Annotated in this window: 21 protein-coding genes and 2 pseudogenes; 16 read left to right on the forward strand and 7 right to left on the reverse strand. The window is 69.9% G+C overall.

The window, feature by feature from the left end:
• Nucleotides 1-11: 11 nt before the first annotated feature.
• The 4 genes from KCH48_RS09640 (at nucleotide 12) to KCH48_RS09655 (ending at nucleotide 5,560) form a co-directional block, all read left to right on the forward strand.
• A complete protein-coding gene (locus KCH48_RS09640) occupies nucleotides 12-2,825 on the forward strand; it encodes a LuxR family transcriptional regulator (RefSeq protein WP_210572041.1) in 2,814 nt (937 codons plus the stop codon).
• Nucleotides 2,826-2,953: 128 nt separating this feature from the next.
• The gene (locus KCH48_RS09645; protein WP_210572043.1) at nucleotides 2,954-3,688 is read left to right on the forward strand and encodes a sigma factor; all 735 of its coding nucleotides are present in this window, start codon (nucleotides 2,954-2,956) and stop codon (nucleotides 3,686-3,688) included.
• Nucleotides 3,689-3,862: 174 nt separating this feature from the next.
• Complete coding sequence (locus KCH48_RS09650; protein WP_210572045.1) at nucleotides 3,863-4,351, forward strand: MarR family winged helix-turn-helix transcriptional regulator; 489 nt, start codon at nucleotides 3,863-3,865, stop codon at nucleotides 4,349-4,351.
• A 480-nt stretch (nucleotides 4,352-4,831) separates the two neighbouring features.
• Nucleotides 4,832-5,560, forward strand: coding sequence for an SDR family oxidoreductase (locus tag KCH48_RS09655; RefSeq protein WP_210572046.1), 729 nt, complete (start codon nucleotides 4,832-4,834; stop codon nucleotides 5,558-5,560).
• A gap of 97 nt (nucleotides 5,561-5,657) precedes the next feature.
• On the opposite strand, the pseudogene KCH48_RS09660 reads toward KCH48_RS09655, so the two are convergent.
• A pseudogene (locus KCH48_RS09660) lies at nucleotides 5,658-6,458 on the reverse strand (IS5 family transposase).
• A gap of 61 nt (nucleotides 6,459-6,519) precedes the next feature.
• Nucleotides 6,520-6,948, reverse strand: a complete 429-nt coding sequence (locus tag KCH48_RS09665) for a hypothetical protein (RefSeq protein ID WP_210572048.1) — start codon at nucleotides 6,946-6,948, stop codon at nucleotides 6,520-6,522.
• A 103-nt stretch (nucleotides 6,949-7,051) separates the two neighbouring features.
• On the opposite strand from KCH48_RS09665, the gene KCH48_RS09670 reads away from it, so the two are divergent.
• Nucleotides 7,052-8,263, forward strand: coding sequence for a serine hydrolase (locus KCH48_RS09670; RefSeq protein ID WP_210572265.1), 1,212 nt, complete (start codon nucleotides 7,052-7,054; stop codon nucleotides 8,261-8,263).
• A 217-nt stretch (nucleotides 8,264-8,480) separates the two neighbouring features.
• On the forward strand, nucleotides 8,481-9,899 hold the full coding sequence (locus KCH48_RS09675; protein ID WP_210572050.1) for a sugar porter family MFS transporter: 1,419 nt from the start codon (nucleotides 8,481-8,483) through the stop codon (nucleotides 9,897-9,899).
• Nucleotides 9,900-10,066: 167 nt separating this feature from the next.
• Here the strand turns inward: KCH48_RS09675 and ilvC are convergent, their stop codons facing one another.
• Nucleotides 10,067-11,065, reverse strand: a complete 999-nt coding sequence (ilvC, locus tag KCH48_RS09680; protein ID WP_210572052.1) for a ketol-acid reductoisomerase — start codon at nucleotides 11,063-11,065, stop codon at nucleotides 10,067-10,069.
• 454 nt (nucleotides 11,066-11,519) lie between these two features.
• Between ilvC and KCH48_RS09685 the strand changes: the two genes are divergently transcribed.
• Nucleotides 11,520-12,515, forward strand: coding sequence for a ferritin-like protein (locus KCH48_RS09685; RefSeq protein ID WP_246885047.1), 996 nt, complete (start codon nucleotides 11,520-11,522; stop codon nucleotides 12,513-12,515).
• 63 nt (nucleotides 12,516-12,578) lie between these two features.
• On the opposite strand, the gene KCH48_RS09690 is transcribed toward KCH48_RS09685, so the two are convergent.
• A complete protein-coding gene (locus tag KCH48_RS09690) occupies nucleotides 12,579-13,757 on the reverse strand; it encodes a low temperature requirement protein A (protein WP_210572055.1) in 1,179 nt (392 codons plus the stop codon).
• 403 nt (nucleotides 13,758-14,160) lie between these two features.
• Between KCH48_RS09690 and KCH48_RS09695 the strand changes: the two genes are divergently transcribed.
• Both KCH48_RS09695 and KCH48_RS09700 read left to right on the forward strand, forming a co-directional pair.
• The gene (locus KCH48_RS09695) at nucleotides 14,161-14,649 is read left to right on the forward strand and encodes a GNAT family N-acetyltransferase (RefSeq protein WP_210572058.1); all 489 of its coding nucleotides are present in this window, start codon (nucleotides 14,161-14,163) and stop codon (nucleotides 14,647-14,649) included.
• Nucleotides 14,561-15,424: an AMP-binding protein gene (locus tag KCH48_RS09700; protein ID WP_307840849.1), complete on the forward strand. Its 864-nt coding sequence runs from the start codon at nucleotides 14,561-14,563 to the stop codon at nucleotides 15,422-15,424. Before KCH48_RS09695 ends, KCH48_RS09700 begins: the two co-directional genes overlap by 89 nt.
• Nucleotides 15,425-15,486: 62 nt before the next feature.
• Here the strand turns inward: KCH48_RS09700 and KCH48_RS09705 are convergent, their stop codons facing one another.
• Nucleotides 15,487-15,954 carry a MarR family winged helix-turn-helix transcriptional regulator gene (locus KCH48_RS09705; RefSeq protein ID WP_210572059.1) on the reverse strand — a complete coding sequence of 156 codons (468 nt, stop codon included), beginning with the start codon at nucleotides 15,952-15,954 and terminating at the stop codon, nucleotides 15,487-15,489.
• A 250-nt stretch (nucleotides 15,955-16,204) separates the two neighbouring features.
• Between KCH48_RS09705 and KCH48_RS09710 the strand changes: the two are divergent.
• Nucleotides 16,205-16,295, forward strand: a pseudogene (locus KCH48_RS09710) (IS5/IS1182 family transposase); the annotation flags it as partial.
• Nucleotides 16,296-16,321: 26 nt separating this feature from the next.
• Here KCH48_RS09710 and KCH48_RS09715 read toward each other — a convergent pair.
• A complete protein-coding gene (locus KCH48_RS09715; RefSeq protein ID WP_210572060.1) occupies nucleotides 16,322-17,395 on the reverse strand; it encodes an ADP-ribosylglycohydrolase family protein in 1,074 nt (357 codons plus the stop codon).
• Between the two features lie 94 nt (nucleotides 17,396-17,489).
• Between KCH48_RS09715 and KCH48_RS09720 the strand changes: the two genes are divergently transcribed.
• Nucleotides 17,490-18,674, forward strand: a complete 1,185-nt coding sequence (locus tag KCH48_RS09720; RefSeq protein WP_374104665.1) for a glycerate kinase — start codon at nucleotides 17,490-17,492, stop codon at nucleotides 18,672-18,674.
• Nucleotides 18,675-18,749: 75 nt separating this feature from the next.
• Here KCH48_RS09720 and KCH48_RS09725 read toward each other — a convergent pair whose 3' ends face one another.
• Nucleotides 18,750-19,943 (reverse strand): CdaR family transcriptional regulator, encoded by a 1,194-nt coding sequence (locus KCH48_RS09725; protein ID WP_210572062.1) that lies wholly within the window; start codon nucleotides 19,941-19,943, stop codon nucleotides 18,750-18,752.
• A gap of 181 nt (nucleotides 19,944-20,124) precedes the next feature.
• Between KCH48_RS09725 and KCH48_RS09730 the strand changes: the two genes are divergently transcribed.
• From KCH48_RS09730 to KCH48_RS09750, 5 genes are read left to right on the forward strand one after another with little or no spacing between them, the layout of a single operon-like run.
• The gene (locus KCH48_RS09730) at nucleotides 20,125-20,931 is read left to right on the forward strand and encodes an ABC transporter ATP-binding protein (RefSeq protein WP_210572063.1); all 807 of its coding nucleotides are present in this window, start codon (nucleotides 20,125-20,127) and stop codon (nucleotides 20,929-20,931) included.
• A gap of 1 nt (nucleotide 20,932) precedes the next feature.
• Entirely contained in the window at nucleotides 20,933-21,703 is a 771-nt protein-coding gene (locus KCH48_RS09735; RefSeq protein WP_210572064.1) for an ABC transporter ATP-binding protein, read from the forward strand.
• Nucleotides 21,700-22,590 carry a branched-chain amino acid ABC transporter permease gene (locus KCH48_RS09740; RefSeq protein WP_210572065.1) on the forward strand — a complete coding sequence of 297 codons (891 nt, stop codon included), beginning with the start codon at nucleotides 21,700-21,702 and terminating at the stop codon, nucleotides 22,588-22,590. Before KCH48_RS09735 ends, KCH48_RS09740 begins: the two co-directional genes overlap by 4 nt.
• Nucleotides 22,591-22,615: 25 nt before the next feature.
• Complete coding sequence (locus KCH48_RS09745; protein ID WP_246885093.1) at nucleotides 22,616-23,674, forward strand: branched-chain amino acid ABC transporter permease; 1,059 nt, start codon at nucleotides 22,616-22,618, stop codon at nucleotides 23,672-23,674.
• Nucleotides 23,671-24,933 (forward strand): ABC transporter substrate-binding protein, encoded by a 1,263-nt coding sequence (locus KCH48_RS09750; RefSeq protein ID WP_210572068.1) that lies wholly within the window; start codon nucleotides 23,671-23,673, stop codon nucleotides 24,931-24,933. The genes KCH48_RS09745 and KCH48_RS09750 overlap by 4 nt, the downstream gene beginning before the upstream one ends.
• Nucleotides 24,934-24,946 lie beyond the last annotated feature (13 nt).

Raw genomic sequence — 24,946 nt, forward strand, 5'->3', positions numbered from 1 at the left:
AGCCACGTCTCATGATCGCCAGCCCGCTTCCGGACCTGGTCGGCCGGCACCGCGAGTGCGCGGCACTCGACGACCTGCTGGTCGACCTCCGCGAAGTCGGGTCCCGAGTACTGGTGATCCGGGGCGAAGCCGGCATCGGGAAGTCCGTGCTGCTGCAGTACCTGGCCGAGCAGGCGTCCCGGGTGAAGGTGACCTGGGCGCACGGCATCGAGGCCGATATGGAGCTGCCCTACGCGAGCCTGCACCAACTGTGCGCACCGTTCCTGAACGAGCTCGACGCGCTGCCGGAACCGCAACGCGACGCCCTGCGCGTGGCGTTCGGCATGGCAGCCGGCGATCCGCCCGACCGCTTCCTCGTCGGCCTCGCCGTACTGACCCTGCTCACCCGCGCCTCGGAGACCCGACCGGTGCTCGTGCTGATCGACGACGCCCAGTGGCTGGACCGGGTCTCCCTGCAGACCCTGGAATTCGTGGCGCGAAGGCTGCTCGCCGAGGCGGTCGCGATGGCCTTCGCGGTCCGCGACCCCGAAGGGCAGGCCGCACTCAACGACCTGCCGGCGCTGCGAATCGGCGGCCTCGACACCACCGCCGCCGGAGAACTCCTCGAAACCGCCGTCGGCGGACAACTGGAGAAGCGGCTCCGGGACCGGTTCGTGGCCGAGATGGACGGCAACCCCCTCGCGCTGCTGGAGTTCTCCCGAGGCCGCAGCGCCGCCGAACTGGCCTATGGCCTGGACTCGTCCGGTCATCCGACCGTTCACGGGCCGGTCGCCAGTCGTGTGGAACGGGACTTCGCCGGCCGGCTCACGTCCCTGCCTGAGGCGACCCGGACGCTGCTGCTGATCGCGGCGGCCGAACCGGTCGGTGACGCACGCCTGTTGGTCCGTGCGGCCGCCTCGCTCAAGATCACGCCCCATGCGGCTCCGGCCAAGGCCGCCGGCCTCATCGAGTTCGGTGAGTCCGTGCGCTTCCGGCATCCGCTGGTCCGTTCGGCGGTCTACCACGGGGCCGCACCCGCAGAACGCCGAGCGGTGCACCGGGCGCTCGCCGAGGCCACCGACCCGGTCCTGGACCCCGACCGCCGTGCCTGGCACGCCGCCCAGGCCGCGGACGGACCGGACGAGGAGGTGGCCGCGGGCCTGGAACAAGCGGCCGACCGCGCGCGGCAACGCGGCGGCATAGCGGCCGAGGCGGTACTCCTCGAACGCGCCGCTGAAGTGACGCCGGACCGTGGGCAGCGAGGACGCCGCGCCCTGGCGGCAGCGGAGGCGCACTTCTCGGCCGCGGCGCCGGACCGCGCCACGGAGCTCGCGACGGTGGCCGAACTGTGCCCCCTGAGCGCCCTGGACCGCGCCCGCCTGGCACGGCTGCGGGCCAGGATCCTCTTCGCCCGCAGCCGCAGCGACGAAGCGGCGCCCCTGCTCCTCGACGCCGCCGCGCAATTCACCGCCGCCGGATCGCCGCTGGCGCGGGAGACCTACCTTGAGGCGATCAGCGCGATCATCTTCGCGGGCCGCGTGCACGGCCCCACGGGCGCCCGCGCCGCCGCGATCGCGGCCCGTGGGTCGGGCGCTCCCACTTCCGGCTCCGAGGCCGCCGACCTGCTTCTGGACGGTGTGTCCGCGCTCATCGCGGACGGATACGAGACCGGTGTCCCGGCGCTGCGCGGCGCCCTGGAACTGCTGGCCCACGAAGAGCTCCGCACCCGGGAAGCGACCGTACGCTGGCTGCTGTTGGCACCGGTCGCGCTGGAGGCGTTCATCCACTACGCCTGGGACCTGCACGCCTGGGACACGCTGTCGAGCCGCGCGGTGCGCCTCGCCCGCGACATAGGAGCGCTCGGCGCGCTGCCACCGGCTCTCATCTACGCCGGCGGGGTGCACATCCACTACGGCGACTTCGCCCAAGCCGCCAGAATGATCGACGAAGCCGACGCGCTCGCCGCCGCGACCGGCCACGCGCCGCACAAGTACGCGACCCTGGTGCTGGCGGCGTGGCGGGGCGAGGCGGATGTCGTCGCCGGCGTCGTCGAGGAAGCCAGGCAGCGCGCCGACCAGCGGGGCGAGGTGTCCCTGCTGGGCGCCATGGGCTACGTCCAGGGCGTGCTCTACAACGGCCTGGCACGCTACGAGGAGGCACTGCAGGCCGCTCGCGCCGGCATCGACCACGACGGGTTCAACTTCACCGGCCTCTCCCTGGTCGAACACGTCGAAGCCGCCACCCGCTGCGGTGAACTCGACCAGGCCAGGGACTCGTTGGAGCGGTTGGTGGAACTCACCCGCGCCGCCGACTCCGGCTGGGCCCGTGGCGCCGGCGCCCGCAGCCAGGCACTGCTCGCCGACGGTGACGAGGCGGACCGTCTGTACCGGACCGCGATCAAGGAGTTCGGGCGGGGCGGCGTGGCCGTCGAGGTGGCGCGCACCCACCTGCTGTACGGGGAGTGGCTGCGCCGCACCAACCGCCGATCGCTGGCCCGCGAGCACCTGCGCACGGCCCACGAGATGTTCGACGGGATGCCGGCGCAGGCATTCGCCGAACGGGCCCGCCGCGAACTGCTCGCCACCGGCGCGGAGGTCAGGGCACGGGAGACCAAGCCGGCGAGCGCACTCACCCCCCAGGAGTCCCAGGTCGCCGCGCTCGCCGCCGCCGGCATGACGAACGTGAAGATCGGCGCGGAGCTGTTCATCAGCCCGCACACCGTCGAGTGGCACCTGCGGAAGGTGTACACGAAGCTCGGGATCAACTCCCGTCGCGCGCTGCCCGGCGCCCTCAAGAGCACGCTGGCCGGGGGCGCCGATGACGAGGGCATGATGCGCGCGGGCTGAGCGCCCGTAGGGGAAATCCCGGGGGCCCACGGACCGGACTACGGACACTAAGGGCGCGGCGGGGGATGCCGCGGACGGAGGGTGGAACCAACGCCCTCAAGGGCGCCGTTCGTGAAAGAGGAGCCCCGATGTCCGCGCCCAGTCCAGACATGAAGTCGCCCGATGTTTTGCCGGCCGACCGGCCCGCCGGGGACGACCTGGACATCGCCCTCGACCACTTCCTGGCTTATCGCAAACGACTGTTCCGCATCGCCTACCGGATCGTCGGCGACGTCTCCCGAGCCGAGGACGTGATCCAGGAGGTGTGGGTGCGCTGGCAGCTCACCCACCGCGCGGAGATCAAGAAACCGGGCGCGTTCCTGACCACGGCCACCACCCGTCTGGCCATCAACGTCATCCAGTCCGGGAGGCACCGTCACGAGACGCCGGCCGATCCGCAGTTGGCCGAACTCGGTGACGACTCCGCCCACGACCCTCTGCTGCACGCCGAGCGAACCTCGGCGCTCGAGGCGGCCCTGGCCCTGCTCATGGCCAGGCTGACACCGGACCGGCTGGCCGCCTACGTGCTGCGCAAGGGCTTCGGTTACCCCTACTCCGATCTCGCGAAGCTGCTGCGGATCAGTGCCCCGAACGCCCGGGCGGTGGTCCACCGCGCCCAGGCCCGCCTCGACAGCGACCGCGAGCGGCCGGTCCCCGTCGAGTCGCACCGTCGTCTCGTCGCCGCGTTCCGGGCAGCTGCCAGCACCGGCGACCTGGAACGCCTCGTGCGGCTCCTCGTCCCCGAGGACCGTGTCCGTCGTTCGGCGCCGTCACTCCGTCGGCCGCCCGGCCCGGCGCAACTTCCCGCTCGCCATGCCGCGTGACAGCAGGCGGCGGAGTGGAAGCCCTGCTTCGATTGAGACGCGACGAGTCCCTCTGTCTGGGGGCCGACGTCGATCATGTCCCTTCGGGTGCAGGCAAGCGCCGCGGCCCACCTGCCGGGACCCGTCCCGGCATCGAGCAGTTGGACGCCGTGGACAGCAGAGAGGTCACCGCCCATGAACGACGATGCCACGTTGATCACGCAGTGGAACAGTCTGACTCGTGTCCATCGTCGGATCGAGGCTTCCATAGAGCGACACCTTCACCGGCAACTGGGCTTGGGCGTCAGCGAGTTCTACGCCCTCCGAACCTTGAGTGAGGGGGTGCGGGCCGGTGCGGGGCTGCTGTACCTGAACGACTTGGCCAACGGGGTAGGGCTGAGCCAGTCCGCTACCAGTCGCCTGGTGACACGCCTGCAGGACCGCGGTCTGATCACCACGCACACCTCGGTGGTCGACCGTCGGAGCGTCGAGATCGAGCTGACCGCCGTCGCGCACCACGTACTACGGCTGGGTTCGCCCATTCTGCGTCAGGCGGTCGAGGAGGTCGTGCGGCAACTCGGCAACGAGGAGACAGACAGCGACCTGCTGCGCTACCTCTGTGGAAACGCGGGTGACAGCGTGATCGCCCATGCCCAACCGGACGACTCCGTCGCCGCTCACTGAGAGGCATCAGCCCACTCTTGTGCCGCGGCGCTGCACGCTGGTGTGACCCCGAGGGCTGCCGACAGTGTGTACGCCTGTGAAGGCGACCGCATCCCGACCCACCACATCGCGAGCGCGGACGAGCTAGCTCACTGCATTCTCCGTTCGCCCGACCCGGCCGGGCGCCATGCGACCGGTCACGTGATCACCGTCGACGGCGGGCGGGAACTCATCTGATCCGACTTCCCAAAGCCGTGTCCATGGCGGTTCCGGAGGAGCTGGTCCCAGTGCGTCGGCACCTCCTGCTCGCCGTACGGCGGTGGCCCTGGCGGACGAGGGGAGCGGACTCTGCCGAGGAGGCGCGACGCGGTGTCACAAACGAGCGACCTGTTCGGTCAGCACTGTGTCCTGGAGCAGCCGTACGGATGCTGGAAGTACCGTTCGCTCTCACAGGAGTCTCGTATGCCCCAATTTGCACCCACTGCTTAAGGAAGATGCGACATGAAGATCGCAGTCATCGGCGGAACCGGGCTGATCGGCTCGCAGGTCGTCCAGATCCTGAACGACTCCGGACACGAGGCGGTACCGCACTCCCAGTCCACCGGAGTCGACGTCATCAGCGGCCAGGGCGTCGAGCAGGCCGTCACCGGTGCCGACGTCGTCGTCAACCTGACCAACTCGCCGACCTTCGACGAGGCCTCGCCGGGCTTCTTCCAGGCGTCGATGGACAACCTGCTGGCAGCCTCCCACAAGGGTGGGGTCGGTCACTTCGTCATCCTGTCGATCGTCGGGGTCGATCAGGTACCGCAGCTGGATTACTACCGCGCCAAGGTCTTGCAGGAAGACCTCCTCAAGGCAGGCCCCGTCCCTTACTCGATCGTCCGGGCGACGCAATTCATGGAGTTCATGGACTCCGTTCTCTCCTGGACAGCCGACGCGGAGACCGTCCGTCTGCCCGCTACACCGATCCAGCCGATCGCCGCCAAGGATGTGGCCGACGCGGTGGCGCAGGTCGCCGTCGGCGCCCCCCTGAACGGCATCCGCAACATCGGAGGCCCGGAGATCTTCAAGCTCGACGAGCTGGGACGGATCATTCTGTCCCGCAAGGGCGACGCTCGATCTGTGGTCACCGACCCCACCGCCGGCATGTTCGCGGTCGTCGAGGGAGACGTCCTCACCGACAGGAACGCTCACCTCGCCGCCACCCGCTACACCGACTGGCTGGCTTGACCGTATAGCGTCGGGCGAGTTGAAGGTTGTGGTTCCGTTCCCGTCGCGGTGCTCCGTGACGGGGACCTTCTGTGAGTCCTCAGCGCAGCTTGAGGCCTTACTGTCCCCAACAAAGCCGTTGGACGTGGCGGTGGGTGATCAGGCAGACGGCGAGTCCGAGGAACGCTTCGGGGATGTCGTCGCGTCGTTCCCAGCGAATGCGCAGGCGGCGGAAGCCGTGGAGCCAGGCGATCGTGCGCTCGACGACGTAGCGGAAGATGCCCAGTTCGGTGCCACGGGGCTGGCCCCGTTTCGCGATCACGGGGCGGATCCCGCGTTGCCAGAGCAGGCGCCGGTACGTGTCGTGGTCGTAGCCGCGGTCGGCTAGCGATGTGTCCGGCCGTCGGCACGGTCTGCCGTCCCGGCCCGCAACGGCCGGGATCTTGTCCAGCAGAGGCAGAAGCTGGGTCACGTCGTTGCGGTTCCCGCCGGTCAGCGACACGGCGAGCGGGATGCCCTGCCCGTCGACGATGAGGTGATGCTTGCTGCCCGGAGGTGCTCGGTCGACCGGGCTGGGACCGCTTTCGGGCCCCGCCGGGCCGTGCGGACGTGCGAGGAGTCGATCACCGCCCGGGACCAGTCCAGCTGGTTCTTGGACCGCAGCTTCTCCAGCAGCAGCACGTGGAGTTGGTCCCAGGCGCCGCCAGCAGGTCATGCCTGAACCGACGCCCAGCTCCTGGGGCAGGTACTCCAACTGGATGTCCGTGTGCAAGACGAACAGGATCCCGCACAGAGCCTGCCGGTCCGGCACTCGAGGCCTGCCCTCGACCAATTTCGGCGCCGGCTCGAGCAGCAACGGCTCGATGAGTGACCACAGTTCATCCGACACGATCCACGGCCGAGACTGACGGTTCCCCATGACCAGACCAACGAGCCGACAACTCGAAACTCACATGATCAACAGCTTTTGTTAGAGCCAGTTAGCGCACCGAGGCGACCGTCAGAGACTTGACGGGGCCGGCGCCGCGCAGGGTGAGGTCGAACAACAGATGTCCCGGCCCAGGGCGAACGGCTACTGTGTGACGGGGGTTGATCTCCTGTTCCGGGCCCTGCTGACGCACGCCCTGTCGAGCGCCGTGGATGGCGGTGACGTACACAGGGGCCGGTCCAGTGTTGCGTACCAGCACCTGCGTGGTCGTCGAGCAGCGCCACGGCTCGCCGGGCGTTGGGCAGAGGTAACGCAAGTCCCTGAAACCGTAGGTGCCGCAGGAGAGCTCTTGTTTGTCCGGTCCCTCGTCGAGGACCGACTGCCCAGCGATCCGGGCCAGTTCGGCGAATCGGTAACCTTCGTCCGGCTCACCTTCTTTGCCATCGTTACACACCGTGTGCGTTATGGTTCTGGCCAGCACCCTCCGGCCCCACGACTGTCCTCAGGACTGGGGATCAGCGACTCCTGTCATGGACAGACGCGGCCCGGAGATGCTGTTCAGCGTCTTCACGAGAGAGAATCGGATGCGCATCAAGAACGTGAGCGTCGCGCTCGCAGGCACCGCCGTCATGACGGCCTTGGCCGTTACTCCGACCAGTGCCGCCACCACCAACCTTCCCGGCCCGTCGATCACGGGTGTACTCGCCGTGCAGAAGCAGGCGATGGCCAACGGGGCGCCCGGCGCGCTCACCCGCATCGACTTCGGTGCCTCCAGCTACCGGATCGCCTCGGGCAAGGCCGACACCGCGGCCGGTACCGCGATGGACGCGGACCGCAGGTTCCGCGTCGGCAGCGTCAGCAAGAGCTTCACCACCGTCGTACTGATGCAGCTCGTCGCCGAGGGCCGCGTCGACCTGGACGCGCCGGCGAACGACTACCTCCCCAAGCCGCTGCCGGACGACCGCATCACCGTGCGGCACCTGCTGAGCCATCGCAGCGGTCTCTGGGACTTCACGAACGACATGTTCTACCACACCGTTCCGGGCTTCGAGGCAGTCCGGAACAAGGTGTTCTCCTTCCAAGAGCTCATCGACCTCTCGACCGCGCACCAGCCGACGGTCGTTCCGGGGGCCGCCTACAGCTACTCCAACACCAACTTCGTGGTGCTGGGCCAACTGATCGAGCACATCACGGGTGTGCCGATGACCACTCACTACGAGCAGCGGATCTTCCAGCCGCTGGACTTGCGGAACACCTCGTACGTGCACCCGCGGACGACCATCACCGGGTCCCACGCACGGGGTTACCTGCGCGACGACGACACGACGCTGCCGCTGGTGGACTCCACCGAGCAGACCGTTTCCTGGGCTCAGTCCGCCGGAGCCGTGATCTCCAACTCGGCGGACCTGAACCGGTTCTTCGCCGCTGTCGTCTCCGGCAAGCTGGTCCCCCAGCCGCAGTTGCAGGAGATGCTGAGCATGGTCCCGGTGAACGCGGACGGCACCCAGTTCTACGGCCTCGGCCTTCGGGGCAGGGTGCTTTCCTGCGGCGTGAAGGTCTACGGCCACACCGGCACCATGCAGGGCTACTACACGTACGCCTTCACCTCGGCCGACGGCAAGCGCAGCATGACGTCGATGGCCAACACGTCGAACAACGGCACGGTCAACGCCGCCCTCGCGGGCACGCTGGAAGCGGCCTTCTGCGGCGTCGACCCCACCAAGAACACCAAGGTCGCCCGATCCGGTGGTGAGGCATTCACCGAGGACATCGCCCCCAACGTTGTGCGCGACTGAGAGTGTGACATGTCCGTGAGGTGACTCGGTCACCACGGGCGGGTCGAGGCGCAGGTCAGAAGGGCCGGCGCCTCGACCCGGCAAGCCGAAACGGCCTGCGGAATCGTCCGTCGGTCAAGAACCGTGGGTTCGAAAGCGTCACATGAGCCGGGCGAAAGCTGTCTTCCAGTACATCCAGCAACGTCCCGGCACAGCTGCCGTGGCCCGAGGAGTACATGTGACCAGCACAGCGCAGGCATCCCAGTCAGGAGCCGGAGCGGCTCAGCCCGATCATCTTGGGCACGTCATCTTCATTACGGCGGCGGCCGCGATGGGCGGTTTCCTCTTCGGCTACGACAGTGCCGTCATCAACGGCGCCGTCGAGGCCATCAGGGACCGCTACGACATCGGCTCCGCGGCCCTGGCCCAGGTCATCGCCATCGCGCTCATCGGCTGTGCCGTCGGCGCCGCCACCGCGGGCCGCATCGCCGACCGTATCGGCCGTATCCGCTGCATGCAGATATCCGCCGCCCTGTTCACCGTCAGCGCGATCGGCTCCGCGCTGCCGTTCACGCTGTGGGACCTAGCCTTCTGGCGGGTCGTCGGCGGCTTCGCCATCGGCATGGCCTCCGTGATCGGCCCCGCCTACATCGCCGAGGTCGCCCCGCCCGCCTACCGTGGCCGGCTCGGCTCCTTCCAGCAGGCCGCGATCGTCATAGGCATCGCCGTGTCCCAGCTCGTCAACTGGGGCCTGCTGAACGCCGCCGACGGCGATCAGCGCGGCAAGATCCTGGGCCTGGAGGCATGGCAGGTCATGCTCGGCGTCATGGTCGTGCCGGCCGTCCTGTACGGCCTGCTGTCCTTCGCCATCCCCGAGTCGCCGCGCTTCCTGATCTCCGTCGGCAAACACGCCCGCGCCCGCCGGATCCTCGAAGAGGTCGAGGGCAAGGGCGTGGACCTCGACGCCCGCGTCATCGAGATCGAGACCGCGATGCACAGCGAGGAGAAGTCCAGGTTCAAGGACCTGCTCGGCGGCAGTTTCTTCTTCAAGCCGATCGTCTGGATCGGTATCGGCCTGTCGGTCTTCCAGCAGTTCGTCGGCATCAACGTCGCGTTCTACTACTCCTCGACCCTGTGGCAGTCGGTCGGCGTCGACCCGACGGACTCGTTCCTCTACTCCTTCACGACGTCGATCATCAACATCGTCGGCACCGTGATCGCGATCATCTTCGTGGACCGCGTCGGCCGCAAACCGCTCGCCCTGATCGGTTCGGTCGGCATGGTGATCGGCCTGGCGCTGGAGGCGTGGGCGTTCTCCTTCGACCTGGTCGACGGCAAGCTGCCGCAGACGCAGGGCTGGGTCGCCCTGATCGCCGCCCACGTGTTCGTCCTGTTCTTCGCCCTGTCCTGGGGTGTGGTCGTCTGGGTCTTCCTCGGCGAGATGTTCCCCAGCCGGTTCCGCGCCGCCGCGCTGGGCGTGGCCGCCGCCGCACAGTGGATCGCCAACTGGGCGATCACCGCGAGCTTCCCGTCGCTGGCCGAGTGGAACCTCGCCGGCACGTACGTGATCTACACGCTCTTCGCCGCGCTCTCCATCCCGTTCGTCCTCAAGTACGTGAAGGAGACGAAGGGCAAGGCGCTGGAGGAGATGGGCTGACCGGCCCAGCACCGACGCTGACCCTCCCCGTTGGGGGAGCACCCAGACCGGGGGAGGAGCCAAGTCCCCGCTGCCCTTCCCCGACCGTGCTGCCTCCGTCCGGACCGAACCGGGCGGAGGCAGCACTCCAGATCGCGGGGCCCGTCAGCCACCGGCCGACCGAGGACTCACGCCTCTTCGTCGACCCAACTCATGAGCTTGCGCAGCTCCTTGCCGGTGGCCTCCAGCAGGGACTCGGCGTCCTGCTGCTTGTACTCGTTGTACTTCTTCAGACCGCCGTGGTACTCGTCCATCCAGTTCTTGGCGAACGTGCCGTCCTGGATCTCCGCGAGGACCTTCTTCATCTCGGCCTTGGTGGCGTCGGTGATGATCCGCGGGCCGGTGACGTAGTCGCCCCACTCGGCGGTCTCGGAGATCGACCAGCGCATCTTCTCCAGGCCGCCCTCGTACATGAGGTCGACGATCAGCTTCAGCTCGTGCAGGCACTCGAAGTACGCGATCTCCGGCTGGTAGCCGGCCTCGGTCAGCGTCTCGAAGCCCGCCTTCACCAAGGCACTGACACCTCCGGCGAGGACCGCCTGCTCACCGAACAGGTCGGTCTCGGTCTCCTCGGTGAACGTCGTCCTGATGATGCCGGCGCGGGCGCCGCCGATGCCCTTGGCGTACGACAGTGCCAGCGCGAAGGCGTTGCCGGTCGCGTCCTGCTCGACGGCCACGAGACAGGGAACGCCGCGGCCCTCCTCGTACTGACGGCGGACCAGGTGACCCGGGCCCTTCGGGGCGACCATGCAGACGTCAACACCGGCCGGCGGCTTGATGAAGCCGTAACGGATGTTGAAGCCGTGGCCGAAGAACAGCGCGTCGCCGTCCTTCAGGTTCGGGGCGATGGAGTCCTCGTAGACCTGGGCCTGGATCGGGTCCGGAACCAGGATCATGACGACGTCGGCCTCGGCGGTGGCCTCCGCCGGGCTCAGCACGCGCAGGCCCTGCTCCTCGGCCTTCGCCTTGGACTTGGAGCCCTCGTGCAGACCGACCCGGACGTCGACACCCGAGTCACGGAGCGACAGCGCGTGGGCGTGGCCCTGGCTGCCGTAACCGATGACCGCGACCTTGCGGCCCTGGATGATGGACAGGTCGGCGTCGGCGTCGTAGAACAGCTCGGCCATGCAACTCACCTTTCATGGGCAACTCCCCGGGGCGACAGGAATGTCGAGGGCGCTCGCGAGTGAGTGGAGCGCCTCCGAAGAGTGTGGAGGGTGGAAACCTGGGCCAGGAGGGTGGGCGCCCACGCTGCTGCGCGCGAGCCGGAAGAGTGTTGCCTCGCCCACTCCGGCCCGATGGAAAAACTATCTCACACCTACTGTGCGTCGCCGCCGGTGTGCGGAGGGGCGCCGGAGGTCACAGGCGGAGGGGCCCTGGATGTCACAGATACTTTGCCTGCCCTGTCAGTGAGTTGACTGCAAGGAGCCCTGCCCATCCTCCCGGCGGCGTGAGACGGCTCCGGACCCTCCGCCCTTGCGACGACGACTCGAAAGTGAGCCCCTGACCATGTCCCAGGCCCGGCCCGACAACTTTGACACCGTTTCAGCGACAGGCATCGCAACGTTGCAGGACCTGCGTATGCACCTGCAGTGGGCCATCGAAGTTGAGCACGCCACCCTTCCGCCCTACCTCACCACCCTGTACTCCCTCGACGCCGAGCGGAACCCGGACGCCGCCCAACTCATCAGCGGTGTCTTCGTCGAGGAGATGATCCACCTCGCGCTGGTGGCGAATCTGCTCAACGCCGTCGGTGGACAGCCCCGACTCGACGCACCGCACCTGCTGCCGCCGCACCCGCGGACCATGCCGCATGCCGATCCGTCCATCGAGCTGGCCCTGCTGCCCTTTGGCAAGGAGGCCCTCGACATGTTCCTCCGACTCGAACAGCCGGCGCATTCCGGCGATCCGGCCGAGGACGACAACTACGAGACCATCGGACAGTTCTACGACGCGATCGAGAAGGGGCTGCGCCACCTGTGCGCCGAACTCGGTGAGAACCAGGTCTTCACCGGGGACCCCGCCCGCCAGGTCGCCGGCGGCCCGTTCGCCCACACCGCGGGCCACCTCAGCCCGGTCACGGACCTCGACTCGGCGCTCGCGGCGCTGAAGGAGATCGTCGAGCAGGGTGAGGGCGCGGCCCGAGCCGAGGTCTGGGACGGGGACATGGACCTGTTCCACCCCGAGACGAAGGCGGTGTCCCACTACTACCGGTTCCAGGAACTGGCCCTGGGCCGGCGTTATCAGCCTGGTGACACGCCCGAGTCCGGGCCCACCGGGGAAGCAGTCACCGTCGACCCGGCGGGAGTTCGCCCGTTGCGCCCCAACCCTCGGCTGGAGGATCACCCCGAGGGCAGTGCGATCCGCAGCGCACAGGAGGCGTTCAACAAGACGTACTGCAAGATGCTGGAACAACTGGAGCAGGCGTTCAACGGCAACCCGGCGATGCTGGGCATCTCGGTGGGCACGATGTATGCGATCAAGGGACAGGCGCAGAGCCTGATGGCCATGCAGGACGAGGACGGACAGTTCGTGGGCCCGACCTTCGACTATGTCGCGCCGGAGGACCGCGCCTGACGGCCGCGCCCCGCCGAGGCGGGGCGCGAACGCTCAGTACGTGAACGTTCAGCGTGCGAACGTTCAGCGTTCGACGGCTTCGCGTCGTGCGGCGACGAGGTGCGTCCCGATCAGCAGGGACGCGATGACGCCGGTGAGCAGCACGGCGTACGCCGCCGTGAACGTGGTGGCGAGTACGGCGAGCGCCGCGACAGGGGGCAGCACGTTGGCCCTGCCGGACGGCTGCGCGGCCCGTCGGTGCAGCAGCCACACACATGTGATGAACAGGGCGACGGGCAGCGTGTACGTGGCTGCGGCTTGGACGTCGGTGAGAGCGTGCTGGTGGGTGACGTGGGCAACGTTGACTGCCAGCCCCGCACCCACGGCAGCCGCGGCCGCGAACACCACGTAGTGCCCGTACCCCCACAACATGGCCGTGGACTGGGTTCTGAGCCGGCGCGGCGCATCCTGGGCGAAGTACAGCCACCAGAGCGCGAAGACGGTCAGCACCCCACCCAGTGCGATGACCAGGACGGAGCCGAGCTCCTTGTGGGTGTCCAGGGCGGCGCGGACGGCCAGACCGGCGGCCATGACGGACTCGCCGAGCACGATCAGGGTGAACAGGCCGTAGCGCTCCGCTATGTGCTGCGGGTGCCAGGTGGTGCCTATCGCACGCTCGGCCCAGACCGGCACCGCGAGTTCACCGATCGCGAGGACGACGAAAGAGACGGTGCCACCGTCGTGCGGGAGGAGCAGCCGGACCAGCCAGCCGATCTGGAGAACGAGGATTCCCACCGCGTACCGCAGCGCGGACCGTCGGCGCTTTCGGTCCGTGTACGCGGCGCGCAGCCACTGACTGACCATGGCCAGCCGCATCACGACATAACCCCAGGTGACGACCGTGAAGTCGCCGTGCTCCAGAGCCTGGGTGGTGCCTGCCGCCATGAACAGGGCGCCCGTGATCTGGACCAGCGTCAGGAGGCGGTACGGCACGTCGTCCGTGTCGTAGGCGGAGGCGAACCAGGTGAAGTTCATCCAGGCCCACCAGATCGCGAAGAACACGAGAGCGTAGCCGAGCAGGCCGTGCAGCGTACGGCCCGCGACGATCTCGTGCTCGAACGCCGAGGACGCCTGCGCCACGGCGGCGACGAAACAAAGGTCGAAGAACAACTCCAGCGCACTGGCCGTGCGGTGATCCTCGCCGGCATGACGGGCGAGCATCGGCCGGTACCAAGCGCTGGACGCGTGGGATGACTGACTCATGAAGTCCTGATCTCAAAGGGGGAACGGTGCCGGAGCCGGCAACACCAGTGCCGTGCATGACTACGACCGGATGCGGTGCGGATCGGTGACAACCCGTAGGGCACGGCGGCGGCGACCTGACCGCGCGCGCTGCGGTTCACCTGATGCGACCCACATCCTCACCACCCCCGCCATAGGGGCTGTGTGAGAGCGGCACTCGATGAGAAGCCCGCGGGTGCGGCCTGGCGGGGCTTCCGAACAGGTGGGTTGGCGCAAAGTCCAGCGTCTCCTGATGCGGCTCACGAGGCCGGCCTGAAGTCGTCCTGCACAGGCTGGCCCTCGCTGCGGCAGTGACTTGGTCGATCGGGGCCCGAGCAGCCGACCCGCCGCGCGGCGGCACGCCCCGGTGCGAGAGACTCTCCCGATGAGTTCACGCACTTCCCCGATCAGCCAGCCGATCACCATACGGAGGGCCGTTGCGCGGGATGCCAAACGGCTCACGCGGCTCGTGCGTGGCTCAGGCGCCTACGCGGGTAAGTACGCAGCCGCAGTCGCGGGCTACCGGGTCGGGCCTGATTACATCGAGGCCCACCGCGCCTTCGTGGCCGTCGGCGCCGACGAGCATGGAGGCCGGGTCCTCGGGTTCTACTCGCTCGTCCTCGCTCCGCCGGAGCTCGACCTGCTGTTCGTCGCCGACGAAGCGCAAGGACGGGGTATCGGACGGCTGCTCGTCGCGCACATGCAGTCCGAGGCCCGTGCCGCCGGGCTCGACCGTGTCAAGGTCGTGTCGCATCTTCCCGCCGCGGACTTCTACCACCGCGCAGGTGCAGTGCGGATCGGGACCGCGCTCGCGAACCCGCCCGCCGTGCCGTGGGACCGTCCCGAATTCGAGTTTCGCGTGTCTTCGGAATGACCTGATTTGCCGGTTTGCGGGGCACCCGGCTTCGCTTGCACGGCGGCCGGCCCCGCCCGCACCACGACTGGTGCAGGTGGGCGGCGCCCGCCTCGCGCCGGAGGTCGCGCGCCGCGCCGAACCTGTGCTCGGCGGCACACTCCAGCAGGTGTTCGGCATGGCGGAGGGGCTGCTGAACTACACGCGCCCCGACGACCCCGACGACATCAAGATCGAGACGCAGGGGCGTCCCATGCGCCCGGACGACGAGATCCTCGTCGTCGACGCCTCCGACAACCCGGCCCCGCCCGGCGAGATGGGCGCCCTGCTCACCCGCGGCCCGTACGCCCCACGTGGCTACTACCGGGCCGCTGAGCACAACGCCCGTGCGTTCACCCCCGACGGCTGGTACCGCACCGGTGACGTCGTCCGGCTCCATCCGTCGGGCAATCTCGTCGTCGAAGGACGAGACAAGGACCTCATCAACCGGGGCGGCGAGAAGATCTCCGCCGAGGAGGTCGAGAACCTCATCTACCGCCTGCCGGGTGTCGCCCGGGTCGCGTCCGTCGCAAAGGCCGACCCCGACCTGGGGGAGCGGGTGTGCGCGATGGTGGTCGTGGAGCCGGGGGCCCACCTGAGCCTTGAATCGGTCCGCGCCGCACTTACCGCGATGCAGGTGGCCCGCTACAAGCTCCCCGAAGACCAAGTCGTAGGTGGGCGGCCCGGCGGTGATCGGGTCGCTCGATTCGGCGCCCTCGAATCCGGCGGTCACCCTGTCGTGAATTTCATCGACTAAGGGCTGGCCCGCAAAGATCGGTTTGAGTGGCCCGGGGCGCTTTGTCCCGGGCTTGCGGTCCATCAGGCGACTGCCCCACCCGCGTTCCGGATCAGCTGCTGGAGCACCTTCACCGTGGTGACGTAGTCCGCGTCGTCGATGCCCTCATGGAGGGCGGCGCGGATCGCGGGGGCATTGCGGGCCAGATCGACGCGGGCCTGTTCCCCTTCCGGGGTGAGCCACAGCCGGCCCTCGGCGTCCTGGGTCAGCCAGCCGCGTTCAAGGAGCCCCTCTGCTTCGGCCGCCAGGTCGTCCTCTGGACGGATGTAGGAGGCCATTGCCTCCCGCAGCTCGGACAGGGTCATCCCCTCACCGTCGGGCGAGATGTCGTTCACCGACAGGTTGCGCAGCAGCCAGAACTGGGGCTGGGTGTACCCCTTTTCGGCCTGCCGGGCGCGGGTGTACGCGATGAGAGCCTCGTAGGCGACGCCGGTCCAGTACGCGGCGGGCTGTCCGGCGAGTTCGGCGTCGGAGACCTGCTGTGTCGTCATGGGGTATCCCCTCCGTGTACTTCAGTGTGGAGCCCGCGCACCGTGCAGGTCATGGAGAGACCGTATGACCTCAAGTTCGGTTGAGGACAAGCAGGTGATCTTCCGGGCGACTGTGGTTGCTGCGGGAAGGAGGAACCCTGCCTCTGGTCGGCAACTACGGGGTACTTGAGGCATCGTCCCCCGTCACGGCCCGATCAGGAGCCGCCCGAGGCTTTCCTGTAGCGCCTGGTCGCGGTGGGATGATCTTGCGATGGCTGGCGTGATCACGGCATCGGAACCGTCCTGGATAGCCCCGTTCGCCGGGCTGAGCCCCCGCTGCTTCGGCAAGTTGGTGGTCGCCCCCGTGCGGCCGGCAAGCTGGCCCGCTTCAGCCCTCCGCCTGCGCCAACCGCACCGTCCGCTCCGCCAACTCGCTGATCCGTACTCCGTCGAAGCCGAACACCGCACTGCGCACCGTGTCCTCCAGCGGGTCCTTCCACTGCGCGGGGATGGCGTCCGCGCCGGTCAGGACGCCGGCCACCGAGCCCGCGGTCGCGCCGTTGGAGTCGGTGTCCAGGCCGCCGCGGACGGTGAGGGTGACGGTGCGGGTGAAGTCGCCGTCGCCATACAGCAGCCCGGCCGTCAGTACGGCGGCGTTCGGGATGGTGTGGATCCAGCCGAGCCCGGCGGTCTCCCCGGCCACCGTGGTGAGCGTGTCCTCCCAGGTCATCCGCGTGTCGTGGAGGGAGACGACCCGGCGTACCGTACGGGCGAGCCGGCAGCTCGCCGGAATCACGGCGAGCGCCTCGTCGACGGCGTGCCGCACGGTCGGCGCCGTGAACGCCGCCGAGATCAGGGCCGCCGCCCAGAGCGCCCCGTACACGCCGTTGCCGGTGTGCGACAGCACCGCGTCCCGGCGGGCGAGGGAGGCGGCGCGGCGGGGGACGCCGGGGCAGGTCCAGCCGTAGATGTCGGCGCGGATGAGGGCGCCGATCCACTCCTGGTACGGATTGTCGACGGTGGCGGTCACGGGCGGCTTCAGCCCGTTGGCGAGGTTCCGGTACGCCGCCCGCTCGGCCGTGAACGTCTGCAGATACGGCATGCGCAGCAGCCACAGGTCGCCGACCTGCTCGGTGCTGAAGCCGAATCCGTGGGTCTCCAGGAGGTCGAGGCCGAGGATCGCGTAGTCGACGTCGTCGTCACGGCAGCTGCCGTGGATACGGCCCCGGACGCACTGGCGCCACTCGGGCCGCAGCTCGAAGCCGTCGCTCTCGTCGACCGGCTCGGGCAGATAGTCGGTGAGGGGCAGGGCGGCGGCCTGCCGCAGATATCGGTCGATACGGTCCCGCGTCCACAGATCGCCCTGCTCGACCGGCTTGCCGAGCATGTTGCCCGCGATCCGGCCCAGCCAGCCCCCGAGGATGCGGTCCGCGAGCTCGTGCTCAGTGCCCACAGGGGTCATAGGACCGGTCTACCCGATTCCGGGCGCGGCCGCTCGGGGCATGACTGCCGGGGGGTCCTCCGGTTAAGGTCACAGCGGCGCGACTGGCCTCGACATGTGCGGGGCCCGTAGAGCAAGGGGATGCAAAGTGGCGAACGCTGCAGGCAGGGGGGCCCAGAGGGTCCTCATCGCCGCGGACAAGTTCAAGGGGTCACTGACGGCCGTCCAGGTCGCCGAGCGGGTGACGGCCGGGCTGCGCACGGTCGTGCCGGGCCTTGAGGTCGAGGCGCTGCCGGTCGCCGACGGCGGCGACGGAACGGTCGAAGCGGCGGTCGCGGCCGGGTTCGAGCGACGTGAGGTACGGGTCGCGGGCCCTCTCGGGAACGAGGTGACGGCCGCGTTCGCGCTGCGCGGTGACACCGCGGTCGTGGAGATGGCGGAGGCCAGCGGGCTGCAGCGGCTGCCGGCCGGAGTCTTCGCGCCGCTCACGGCATCGACGTACGGCTCCGGCGAGCTGCTGCGGGCCGCGCTGGACGCGGGCGCCCGCACGATCGTGTTCGGCGTCGGCGGCAGCGCGACCACCGACGGGGGCGCCGGCATGCTGTCCGCACTCGGCGCGCGCTTCCTGGACGCGGACGGGGAGCCGGTGTCCCCGGGCGGCGGCGGACTGGCCGGCCTGGCGTCGGCCGACCTGTCCGACCTGGACCCGCGGCTCGGCGAGGTCGAGCTGGTGCTCGCCAGCGACGTCGACAACCCGCTGACCGGGCCGAAGGGGGCCCCGGCGGTGTACGGCCCGCAGAAGGGCGCCTCCCCGGACGACGTACAGACGCTGGACGAGGCCCTCGCGCACTACGCCAAGACCCTGGAGGCGGCGATCGGCCCGAAGGCGGCGGAGTACGCCGCGTCGCCCGGTGCGGGGGCGGCCGGCGGCATCGGCTACGGCGCGCTGATCGTCGGCGCGGTATTTCGTCCCGGCATCGAGGTGATGCTGGACGTTCTCGGTTTTGCACCGGCGTTGGAGCGCGCCGATCTGGTGATCACCGGCGAAGGTTCTCTCGATGAGCAGACGCTGCACGGCAAGGCCCCGGCGGGGGTCGCTGCGGCGGCCCGGGCTCAGGGCAAGGAGGTCGTCGCGGTGTGTGGGCGTCTCGCGCTGCCGCCGGAGGCGCTGGGGCGGGCGGGGATCCGGCGGGCGTATCCGCTGACGGAGGTCGAGCCGGACGTGGCGAAGTGCATCGCGGATGCGGGGGCGATTCTGGAGCGGGTCGCCGAGAACATCGGCCGGGATTTCCTGAGCTAGGTGGGTTGTCGGTCGGCTGCGGCGCCGTTGGGGCTGGTCGCGCAGTTCCCCGCGCCCCTTCGGGGCGCGTCCTGCTCAGGTCAGTCGGTACGCGTCCAGCGCCAGCGTCAGTTCGATCAGGTCTCTCGGGCGGGCCAGTGATCTGGACGTCAGTTGTTCCAGGCGGCGCAAGCGGTTGAAGACCGTGTTGCGGTGGCAGTACAGGCGGCCGGCGGCGCGGCCTGCCGAGCCCTCGCAGGCCAGCCATGCGTCCAGGGTCTCCAGCAGGACCGCGCGGTCGGGGGGTTCCAGGCCGATGAGCGCGCCGAAGACGTCCGCGACCAGACGGGCCGCGAGTTCGGGCTGGCTCACGACGAGGGCGGTGGGCATGCGCTGGTCGAGGCGTACGACCTCGTGGGCGTCCGGTGGACAGGTGCGCAGCGCCAGCTCGGCGAGGCGTCGTGCCCGGCCCAGCTCGGCCAGACCCGGTACGACGGGACTGATCCCGCCGGGGCCCGAGCACCGCCCGCTCAGCAGCCGCGCCACCGTGTCCAGGTCCTGGCCGGGGCCCAGCAGCACCACGCCCACCTCGCGGTCGGCCCGCATCCGCCAGAGGAAGCGGTACCCGGCGGCCGGCAGTGGCCGATGGAAGGCCTCCCGTGCGTCCCGGCGCTCGGTCCGCAGCACCACCACGGCGTACGCGCCCCGCTCCGGCAGATCGAGCCCTGCCGCGGCCCTGGCGGCGAGGCCCGGCGTCTCCTGACCCTCCAGGAGGGCGTCCAGCAGCGCGTGCAGCTGTTCGTCGGTCCGGCGGCGCAGTTCCATCTCGGTCGCCCGGTACGCCTCCGATGCCACGGCCGTCTGGGCGTCTATCGCCGCCCACACGAGCGTCGCCGAGCGCATCAGCACCCCGAGCCGCTCGGGCTCCTGACCCCCGGCGCCCTCCAAGAGGGCGTCCCAGACCAGATAGCCGGCGCTCCGGTACGCGTGCACCAGCAGTTCCAGGGGCAGCCCCTGCTGGGCACGGCGCTGCCCCGCCTCCTCCGCGTACGCCAGGTCGCGGCGCGGTGCGTCGCGGGGTGCGGAGATGGTCTCGATGCCGATGCGCATCGCTTCCTCCGCCTCCCGCCACTGCTGGTCGTACGGCAGGACCTGGTCGTAGACGGGGGAGTGCTCCGCCAGCAGCCGCAGATGCTCGTCAACCAGCTCCGGCAGCCGCTCCAGGAGCGCCGTGCAGGACTCCGCGAGCACTTTCCAGTCGTGACCGGTACGCCTTCTGCGCGCTCCCATGGCCGGAGGATGCCACCCGCCGCCCGGCTTGGGCAGGCCCCTGACACGCAGTGTTGTGCGCGTGCACAACGGGCGGCCGTATTCGCTGGTCACCAGCAGCGTTTCGGCCGCGACCCGTGGACGGACACCCCACCCGGTGCTGGGGTGAGCGCCACACAGGGCGGAGGAAGGGGGCGGTGCCATGGGGGGCTCCGATCTGGTCGTGCGGGATCTGTCGGTGGGGTACGGCCCGGTGCGCGCACTGCGCCGGGTGTCGCTGGAGGTGCCGGAGGCGGCCGTGGTGACGGTCCTCGGCGGGAACGGCGCCGGCAAGTCGACGCTGTTGCGGGCGGTCAGCCGCACGCTCGCCTTCCACGGCGGGGCGACGACCGGCGGCACCGTGACGCTCGGCGGACGCCGTATCGACGGGCTCGCCCCCGACCGGGTGGTGGCCGCCGGGGTGTCCCAAGTGCCGGAGGGACGGCGGGTGTTCGCCCGGATGACCGTCGCGGACAACCTGCGGGCCGGGGCGCTCGGCGCGGCCGGCGGTCGCACGGACCGGGCCGCCGCCCTGCGCCGCGTCCACGAACTGTTCCCCGTCCTCGCCGAGCGGGCCCAGCAGCGGGCCGGGCTGCTGTCGGGCGGTGAGCAGCAGATGCTCGCCGTCGCCCGCGCCCTGATGGCCGTACCGAAAGTGCTGCTGCTCGACGAGCCGTCGCTGGGCCTGGCCCCGCTGATGGCCGCGCGGATCGCCGAGACCGTGCGCGAGATCAACGAACAGGGCACCTCCGTCCTGCTGGTCGAGCAGAACGCGGCGCTCGCCCTGCGCCTCGCCACCCATGCCCACGTCCTGGAGGTCGGCGAGGTCACGCTCTCCGGTCCGACCGCCGAACTGGCCGCCTCCGACGAGGTGCGCCGCCGCTATCTGGGCGTGGTCGACGAGGACGCGGCCGCCGACGCGGCGGGCGCCACGCGATCCCACCCGGCGCTGCCCCGATGGGAGGGCTGACATGGAGACCCTGTACGTCGACCACCTCACCGTCCGTTTCGCGGGCCTCCTCGCCCTGGACGACGTCACCTTCACCGTGCGCCCCGGCACCGTCCACGCCCTGATCGGACCCAACGGGGCAGGCAAGTCGACCTGCTTCAACGTCCTGTCCGGGGTCTACCGGGCCACCTCCGGCAGCGTCCGCTTCGGCGGCCACGAGCTGACCGGCATGCCCGCGCACCGCATCGCCGCGCTCGGCGTCGCCCGCATCTTCCAGAACCTCGCCCTGCCGCCGCACGCGACCGTCGAGGACAGCCTGCTGCTGGGCCGGCACCGGCTGACCAGGACCGGCTTCGTCGCCGCCGGGCTGCGGTTGCCGTCGGCGGGGCGCGAGGAACGCCGGCACCGGGCACGCGTCCGGGAGATCGCCGCGTTCGTGGGCCTCGAGGACCACCTCGGCCGGCCGGCGGGCTCCCTGCCGTACGGGCAGCAGAAGCTCGCCGAGCTGGCCCGCGCGCTGTGCATGGAGCCCCGGCTGCTGCTCCTCGACGAACCGGTTGCCGGCATGACGGCCGACGAGCGGCGCCGGGTCGCGGGCGTCATCGCCGGGGTCCGCGACAGCCTCGGGATCTCCATCGTCCTGGTCGAGCACGACATGGGGGTGGTGATGAGGCTCGCGGACACGGTGACCGTCCTCGACTTCGGGCGGCTGATCGCGGACGGGGCACCGGCCGACGTACAGAACGACCCGGCCGTCGTGCGTGCCTACCTCGGTGAGGAGGCCGCGTCGTGAGCACCTTCGCCGAACTCTTCCTCAACGGCGTCTCGTTGGGCTCCGTCTACGCGCTGATCGCCCTGGGGTTCGTGGTGATCTTCCGGGCCACGGAGGTCGTCAACTTCGCGCACGCCTCACTGCTGCTGGCCGGCGGATACGTCACCGCGGTCCTGCACGACGACATCGGGTTCTGGCCCGCGCTGCTGGCCGGCATCGCGGGCGCCGCGCTGGTCGGAGCGGCCGTCGAGTTCCTGGTGATGCGCCGCTACCGGGGCAGCGACCAGAGCGTGCTGGCCATCGTGACCATCGGCGTCGACATCCTGCTCACCACCGAACTCACCCGGCGCATCGGCACGGACGTCCTGACGCTGGGGGACCCCTGGGGCGACGCCGTCCTCACCCTCGGCCCGATCTCCCTCGCCCACACCCGGATCGCCGCCTTCGTCGCCGCGGCCCTGCTCATCACCGCGTTCCTGCTCGCCTTCCGCTACACCACCTGGGGCGTGGCGATGCGCGCGGCGGCCGAGAGCCCGGAGACCGCCGCCCTCATGGGAGTCAGGCTCGGCCGGGTGTCCCTCGGCGCCTGGGCCGTCGCGGGCGGACTCGCCGCCGTGGCCGCCCTCTTCCTCACCGTCTTCCCGACGCCCGGCCTGGAACGGGCCACTTCCCTCGCCGCCCTCAAGGCCTTCCCGGCGGCGATCCTCGGCGGCCTCGACTCGACGACGGGCGCCCTGGTCGGCGGACTGATCATCGGCGTGACCGAGTCCCTCGCCACCGGCTACCAGAGCGACCTGACCTTCCTTGGCCGGGGCCTCGGCGACCTGGCGCCCTACCTCGTCATGCTCGCGATCCTGCTCATCCGGCCCGCCGGGCTGTTCGGCACGAAGGAGCTCGCCCGTGTCTGAAGCCATCGCGGGCGGCACCCGGCCGATGTGGTTCACCCGCACCCGTACCTATGTCTGGGCCGGCGGCACCGTCCTGCTGCTCGCCCTGCCCTTCTACCTGGACCGCTTCTGGCTCCAGGCGGGCCTGTTCGCCATGGCCGCCGCGATCGGCGCCATCGGCATCAACCTGCTCACCGGCGCCACCGGCCAGCTCTCCATGGGCCACGCCTTCTTCCTGGCTGTCGGCGCCTACGGCTACTGCGTGTTCGCCGGCGACGGGCGCGACGGCCTGACCGGACTCGGGCTGCCGACCTGGCTCGCCGCCGTGCTCGCCACCCTGGTCGCCGGAGCCGCCGGAGGCCTCTTCAGTCCCATCGCGGGCCGGCTGCGCGGCGCCTACCTCGGCATCGCGACCCTCGCGCTGATCTTCATCGGCCAGCACGTGCTGTTCAACTCTCGCGACCTCACCGGGGGCTTCAACGGCCGCGACGTACCCGCCCTCAACCTCTTCGGCCTCACCTTCGACGACCGTGAACTCCTCGTCGCCAACGTGCCGTTCGGCTCCGCCGAGAAGCTCTGGTACGCCGGACTCGTCGTCCTGCTCGGCTGCGCGCTGTTCGCCCGCGGAGTGCTGCGCGGCAGGCCGGGCCGGGCCATGAACGCGATCCGCGACCACCGCATCGCGGCCGGGGTGATCGGTGTGCCCGTCGCCCGCTACCGGGCCGCCGTCTTCGTCCTGTCCTCGATGTACGCGGGCCTCGCCGGAGTGCTGCTCGCGCTGGTCTTCCAGCGGACCGTGCCCGACTACTTCGGGATCACGCTCTCGCTGGAGTACCTCGCCATGATCGTCATCGGCGGGCTCGGCTCGGTCCGGGGAGCGGTGCTCGGGGCGGCGTTCGTCTCGCTGCTGCCCCAGCTGCTGACCCGCTACAGCGACGCGCTCCCGCTGGTCTCCGACCCGGGCACCGGCGGGATCGCACCGGGCGAGGCGTCCCGGTACCTGTACGGCGCCGCCGTCGTGGCGGTGGTGCTCTTTCTGCCGGGCGGCCTGGTCAGGCTCGCCGCCCGGAATCGCGTCCCACGCAAACCAGGGGAGGAACGATGACCACGACGTATGCGGCCAGGGTCGCCGCGGGCGCGCTCGCCGCGCTGCTCGTGCTGGCCGGCTGCAGCTCCAAGGCCAAGGACGACGGCAAGGACGAGGGCGCCGCGGGCGGTGTGAAGACCGGCGAGGGGATCTCCGGCAAGACGATCACGCTCGGGGTGCTCACCGACATGACCGGCGTCTACGCGACCCTCGGCAAGAGCGTCACCCAGGCGCAGCAGCTGTATGTGAAGCAGCTGAACGCCAAGGGCGGCGTCTGCGGCTACCAGGTGTCCCTCTCCGTCCGCGACCACGGCTACGACCCGCAGAAGGCCGTGTCCGGGTACACGGAGCTGGCGCCGAAGGTGCTGGGCTTCACCCAGTTCATCGGCTCGCCGTTCGTCGCCGCGGTCAAGCAGCGCGTGGACGGCCAGGACAAGGGCCTGGTGCTGCCGCAGGCATGGGCGCACTCGCTGCTCGGCAGCCCGTACATCCGTGTCATCGGATCGACGTACGACATCGAGACGATCAACGCCGTCGACTTCCTGATGAAGGAGAAGGGGATCAAGAAGGGCGACAAGATCGGGCACGTCTACTTCGAGGGTGACTACGGGGAGAGCGCCCTGGTCGGTGCGAAGCACATGGCGCAGGAATCCGGGCTGACGGTCGTCGAGCAGAAGATCAAGCCGACGGACAACGACATGACCGCCCAGGTGGCCGCCCTGAAGAAGGCGGGCGTCAAGGCGGTCGTGATCAGCGCGGGGCCGCGCCAGGCGGCCTCCCTCGTCGGCGTCGCGGCGGCGAGCGGCTTCAATGTCCCGGTCATCGGCAACAACTCCGCCTTCGCCCCACAGCTGCTCGCCACCCAGGCGGGTCCCGCCCTGTCGAAGAACTACTGGGTGGCCTCCCCGTCGCTGCCCATCGGCGCCGACACCCCGGAGGCGAAGCAGCTCGTCGCGGACTACCGGGCGGCCTATCCGAAGGACGCGCTGGACAACGGCGTGGTGGCCGGCTGGACGGCGGTCTCCGTCTTCGGCGAGGCCCTGAAGAAGGCCTGCGCGAGCAAGGACCTCACGCGCGCGGGCGTCGACAAGGCGCTGCTGACGATCGACGCGTTCGACGTCGGCTTCGGCATCCCGCAGGACTTCACCGACCCGAAGGCCCCGTCGTCCCGGCAGAGCGTGATCCTGCAGCCGGACAAGGGCGTGACGGGCGGCATGAAGGTCGTACGGGAGGCGGAGGCGTCGTCGGTCGCCGAGGCGTACACGCCGGGTGCCTGAACGAGTGCAGCAA

Source organism: Streptomyces sp. GESEQ-4, from assembly GCF_017948455.1.
In the GTDB taxonomy this organism is placed as follows: Bacteria; Actinomycetota; Actinomycetes; order Streptomycetales; family Streptomycetaceae; genus Streptomyces.

Excerpts from the sequence above, each read along its gene's own strand:
- KCH48_RS09730 (WP_210572063.1), top strand. The coding sequence starts at position 20,125 with ATGGGGGGCTCCGATCTGGTCGTGCGGGATCTGTCGGTGGGGTACGGC.
- KCH48_RS09695 (WP_210572058.1), top strand. The coding sequence starts at position 14,161 with ATGAGTTCACGCACTTCCCCGATCAGCCAGCCGATCACCATACGGAGG.
- KCH48_RS09690 (WP_210572055.1), bottom strand. The coding sequence starts at position 13,757 with ATGAGTCAGTCATCCCACGCGTCCAGCGCTTGGTACCGGCCGATGCTC.
- KCH48_RS09655 (WP_210572046.1), top strand. The coding sequence starts at position 4,832 with ATGAAGATCGCAGTCATCGGCGGAACCGGGCTGATCGGCTCGCAGGTC.
- KCH48_RS09705 (WP_210572059.1), bottom strand. The coding sequence starts at position 15,954 with ATGACGACACAGCAGGTCTCCGACGCCGAACTCGCCGGACAGCCCGCC.
- KCH48_RS09645 (WP_210572043.1), top strand. The coding sequence starts at position 2,954 with ATGTCCGCGCCCAGTCCAGACATGAAGTCGCCCGATGTTTTGCCGGCC.
- KCH48_RS09735 (WP_210572064.1), top strand. The coding sequence starts at position 20,933 with ATGGAGACCCTGTACGTCGACCACCTCACCGTCCGTTTCGCGGGCCTC.
- KCH48_RS09745 (WP_246885093.1), top strand. The coding sequence starts at position 22,616 with ATGTGGTTCACCCGCACCCGTACCTATGTCTGGGCCGGCGGCACCGTC.
- KCH48_RS09685 (WP_246885047.1), top strand. The coding sequence starts at position 11,520 with ATGCACCTGCAGTGGGCCATCGAAGTTGAGCACGCCACCCTTCCGCCC.
- KCH48_RS09640 (WP_210572041.1), top strand. The coding sequence starts at position 12 with ATGATCGCCAGCCCGCTTCCGGACCTGGTCGGCCGGCACCGCGAGTGC.
- KCH48_RS09720 (WP_374104665.1), top strand. The coding sequence starts at position 17,490 with ATGTGCGGGGCCCGTAGAGCAAGGGGATGCAAAGTGGCGAACGCTGCA.
- ilvC (WP_210572052.1), bottom strand. The coding sequence starts at position 11,065 with ATGGCCGAGCTGTTCTACGACGCCGACGCCGACCTGTCCATCATCCAG.
- KCH48_RS09650 (WP_210572045.1), top strand. The coding sequence starts at position 3,863 with ATGAACGACGATGCCACGTTGATCACGCAGTGGAACAGTCTGACTCGT.
- KCH48_RS09670 (WP_210572265.1), top strand. The coding sequence starts at position 7,052 with ATGCGCATCAAGAACGTGAGCGTCGCGCTCGCAGGCACCGCCGTCATG.
- KCH48_RS09750 (WP_210572068.1), top strand. The coding sequence starts at position 23,671 with ATGACCACGACGTATGCGGCCAGGGTCGCCGCGGGCGCGCTCGCCGCG.
- KCH48_RS09715 (WP_210572060.1), bottom strand. The coding sequence starts at position 17,395 with ATGACCCCTGTGGGCACTGAGCACGAGCTCGCGGACCGCATCCTCGGG.
- KCH48_RS09725 (WP_210572062.1), bottom strand. The coding sequence starts at position 19,943 with ATGGGAGCGCGCAGAAGGCGTACCGGTCACGACTGGAAAGTGCTCGCG.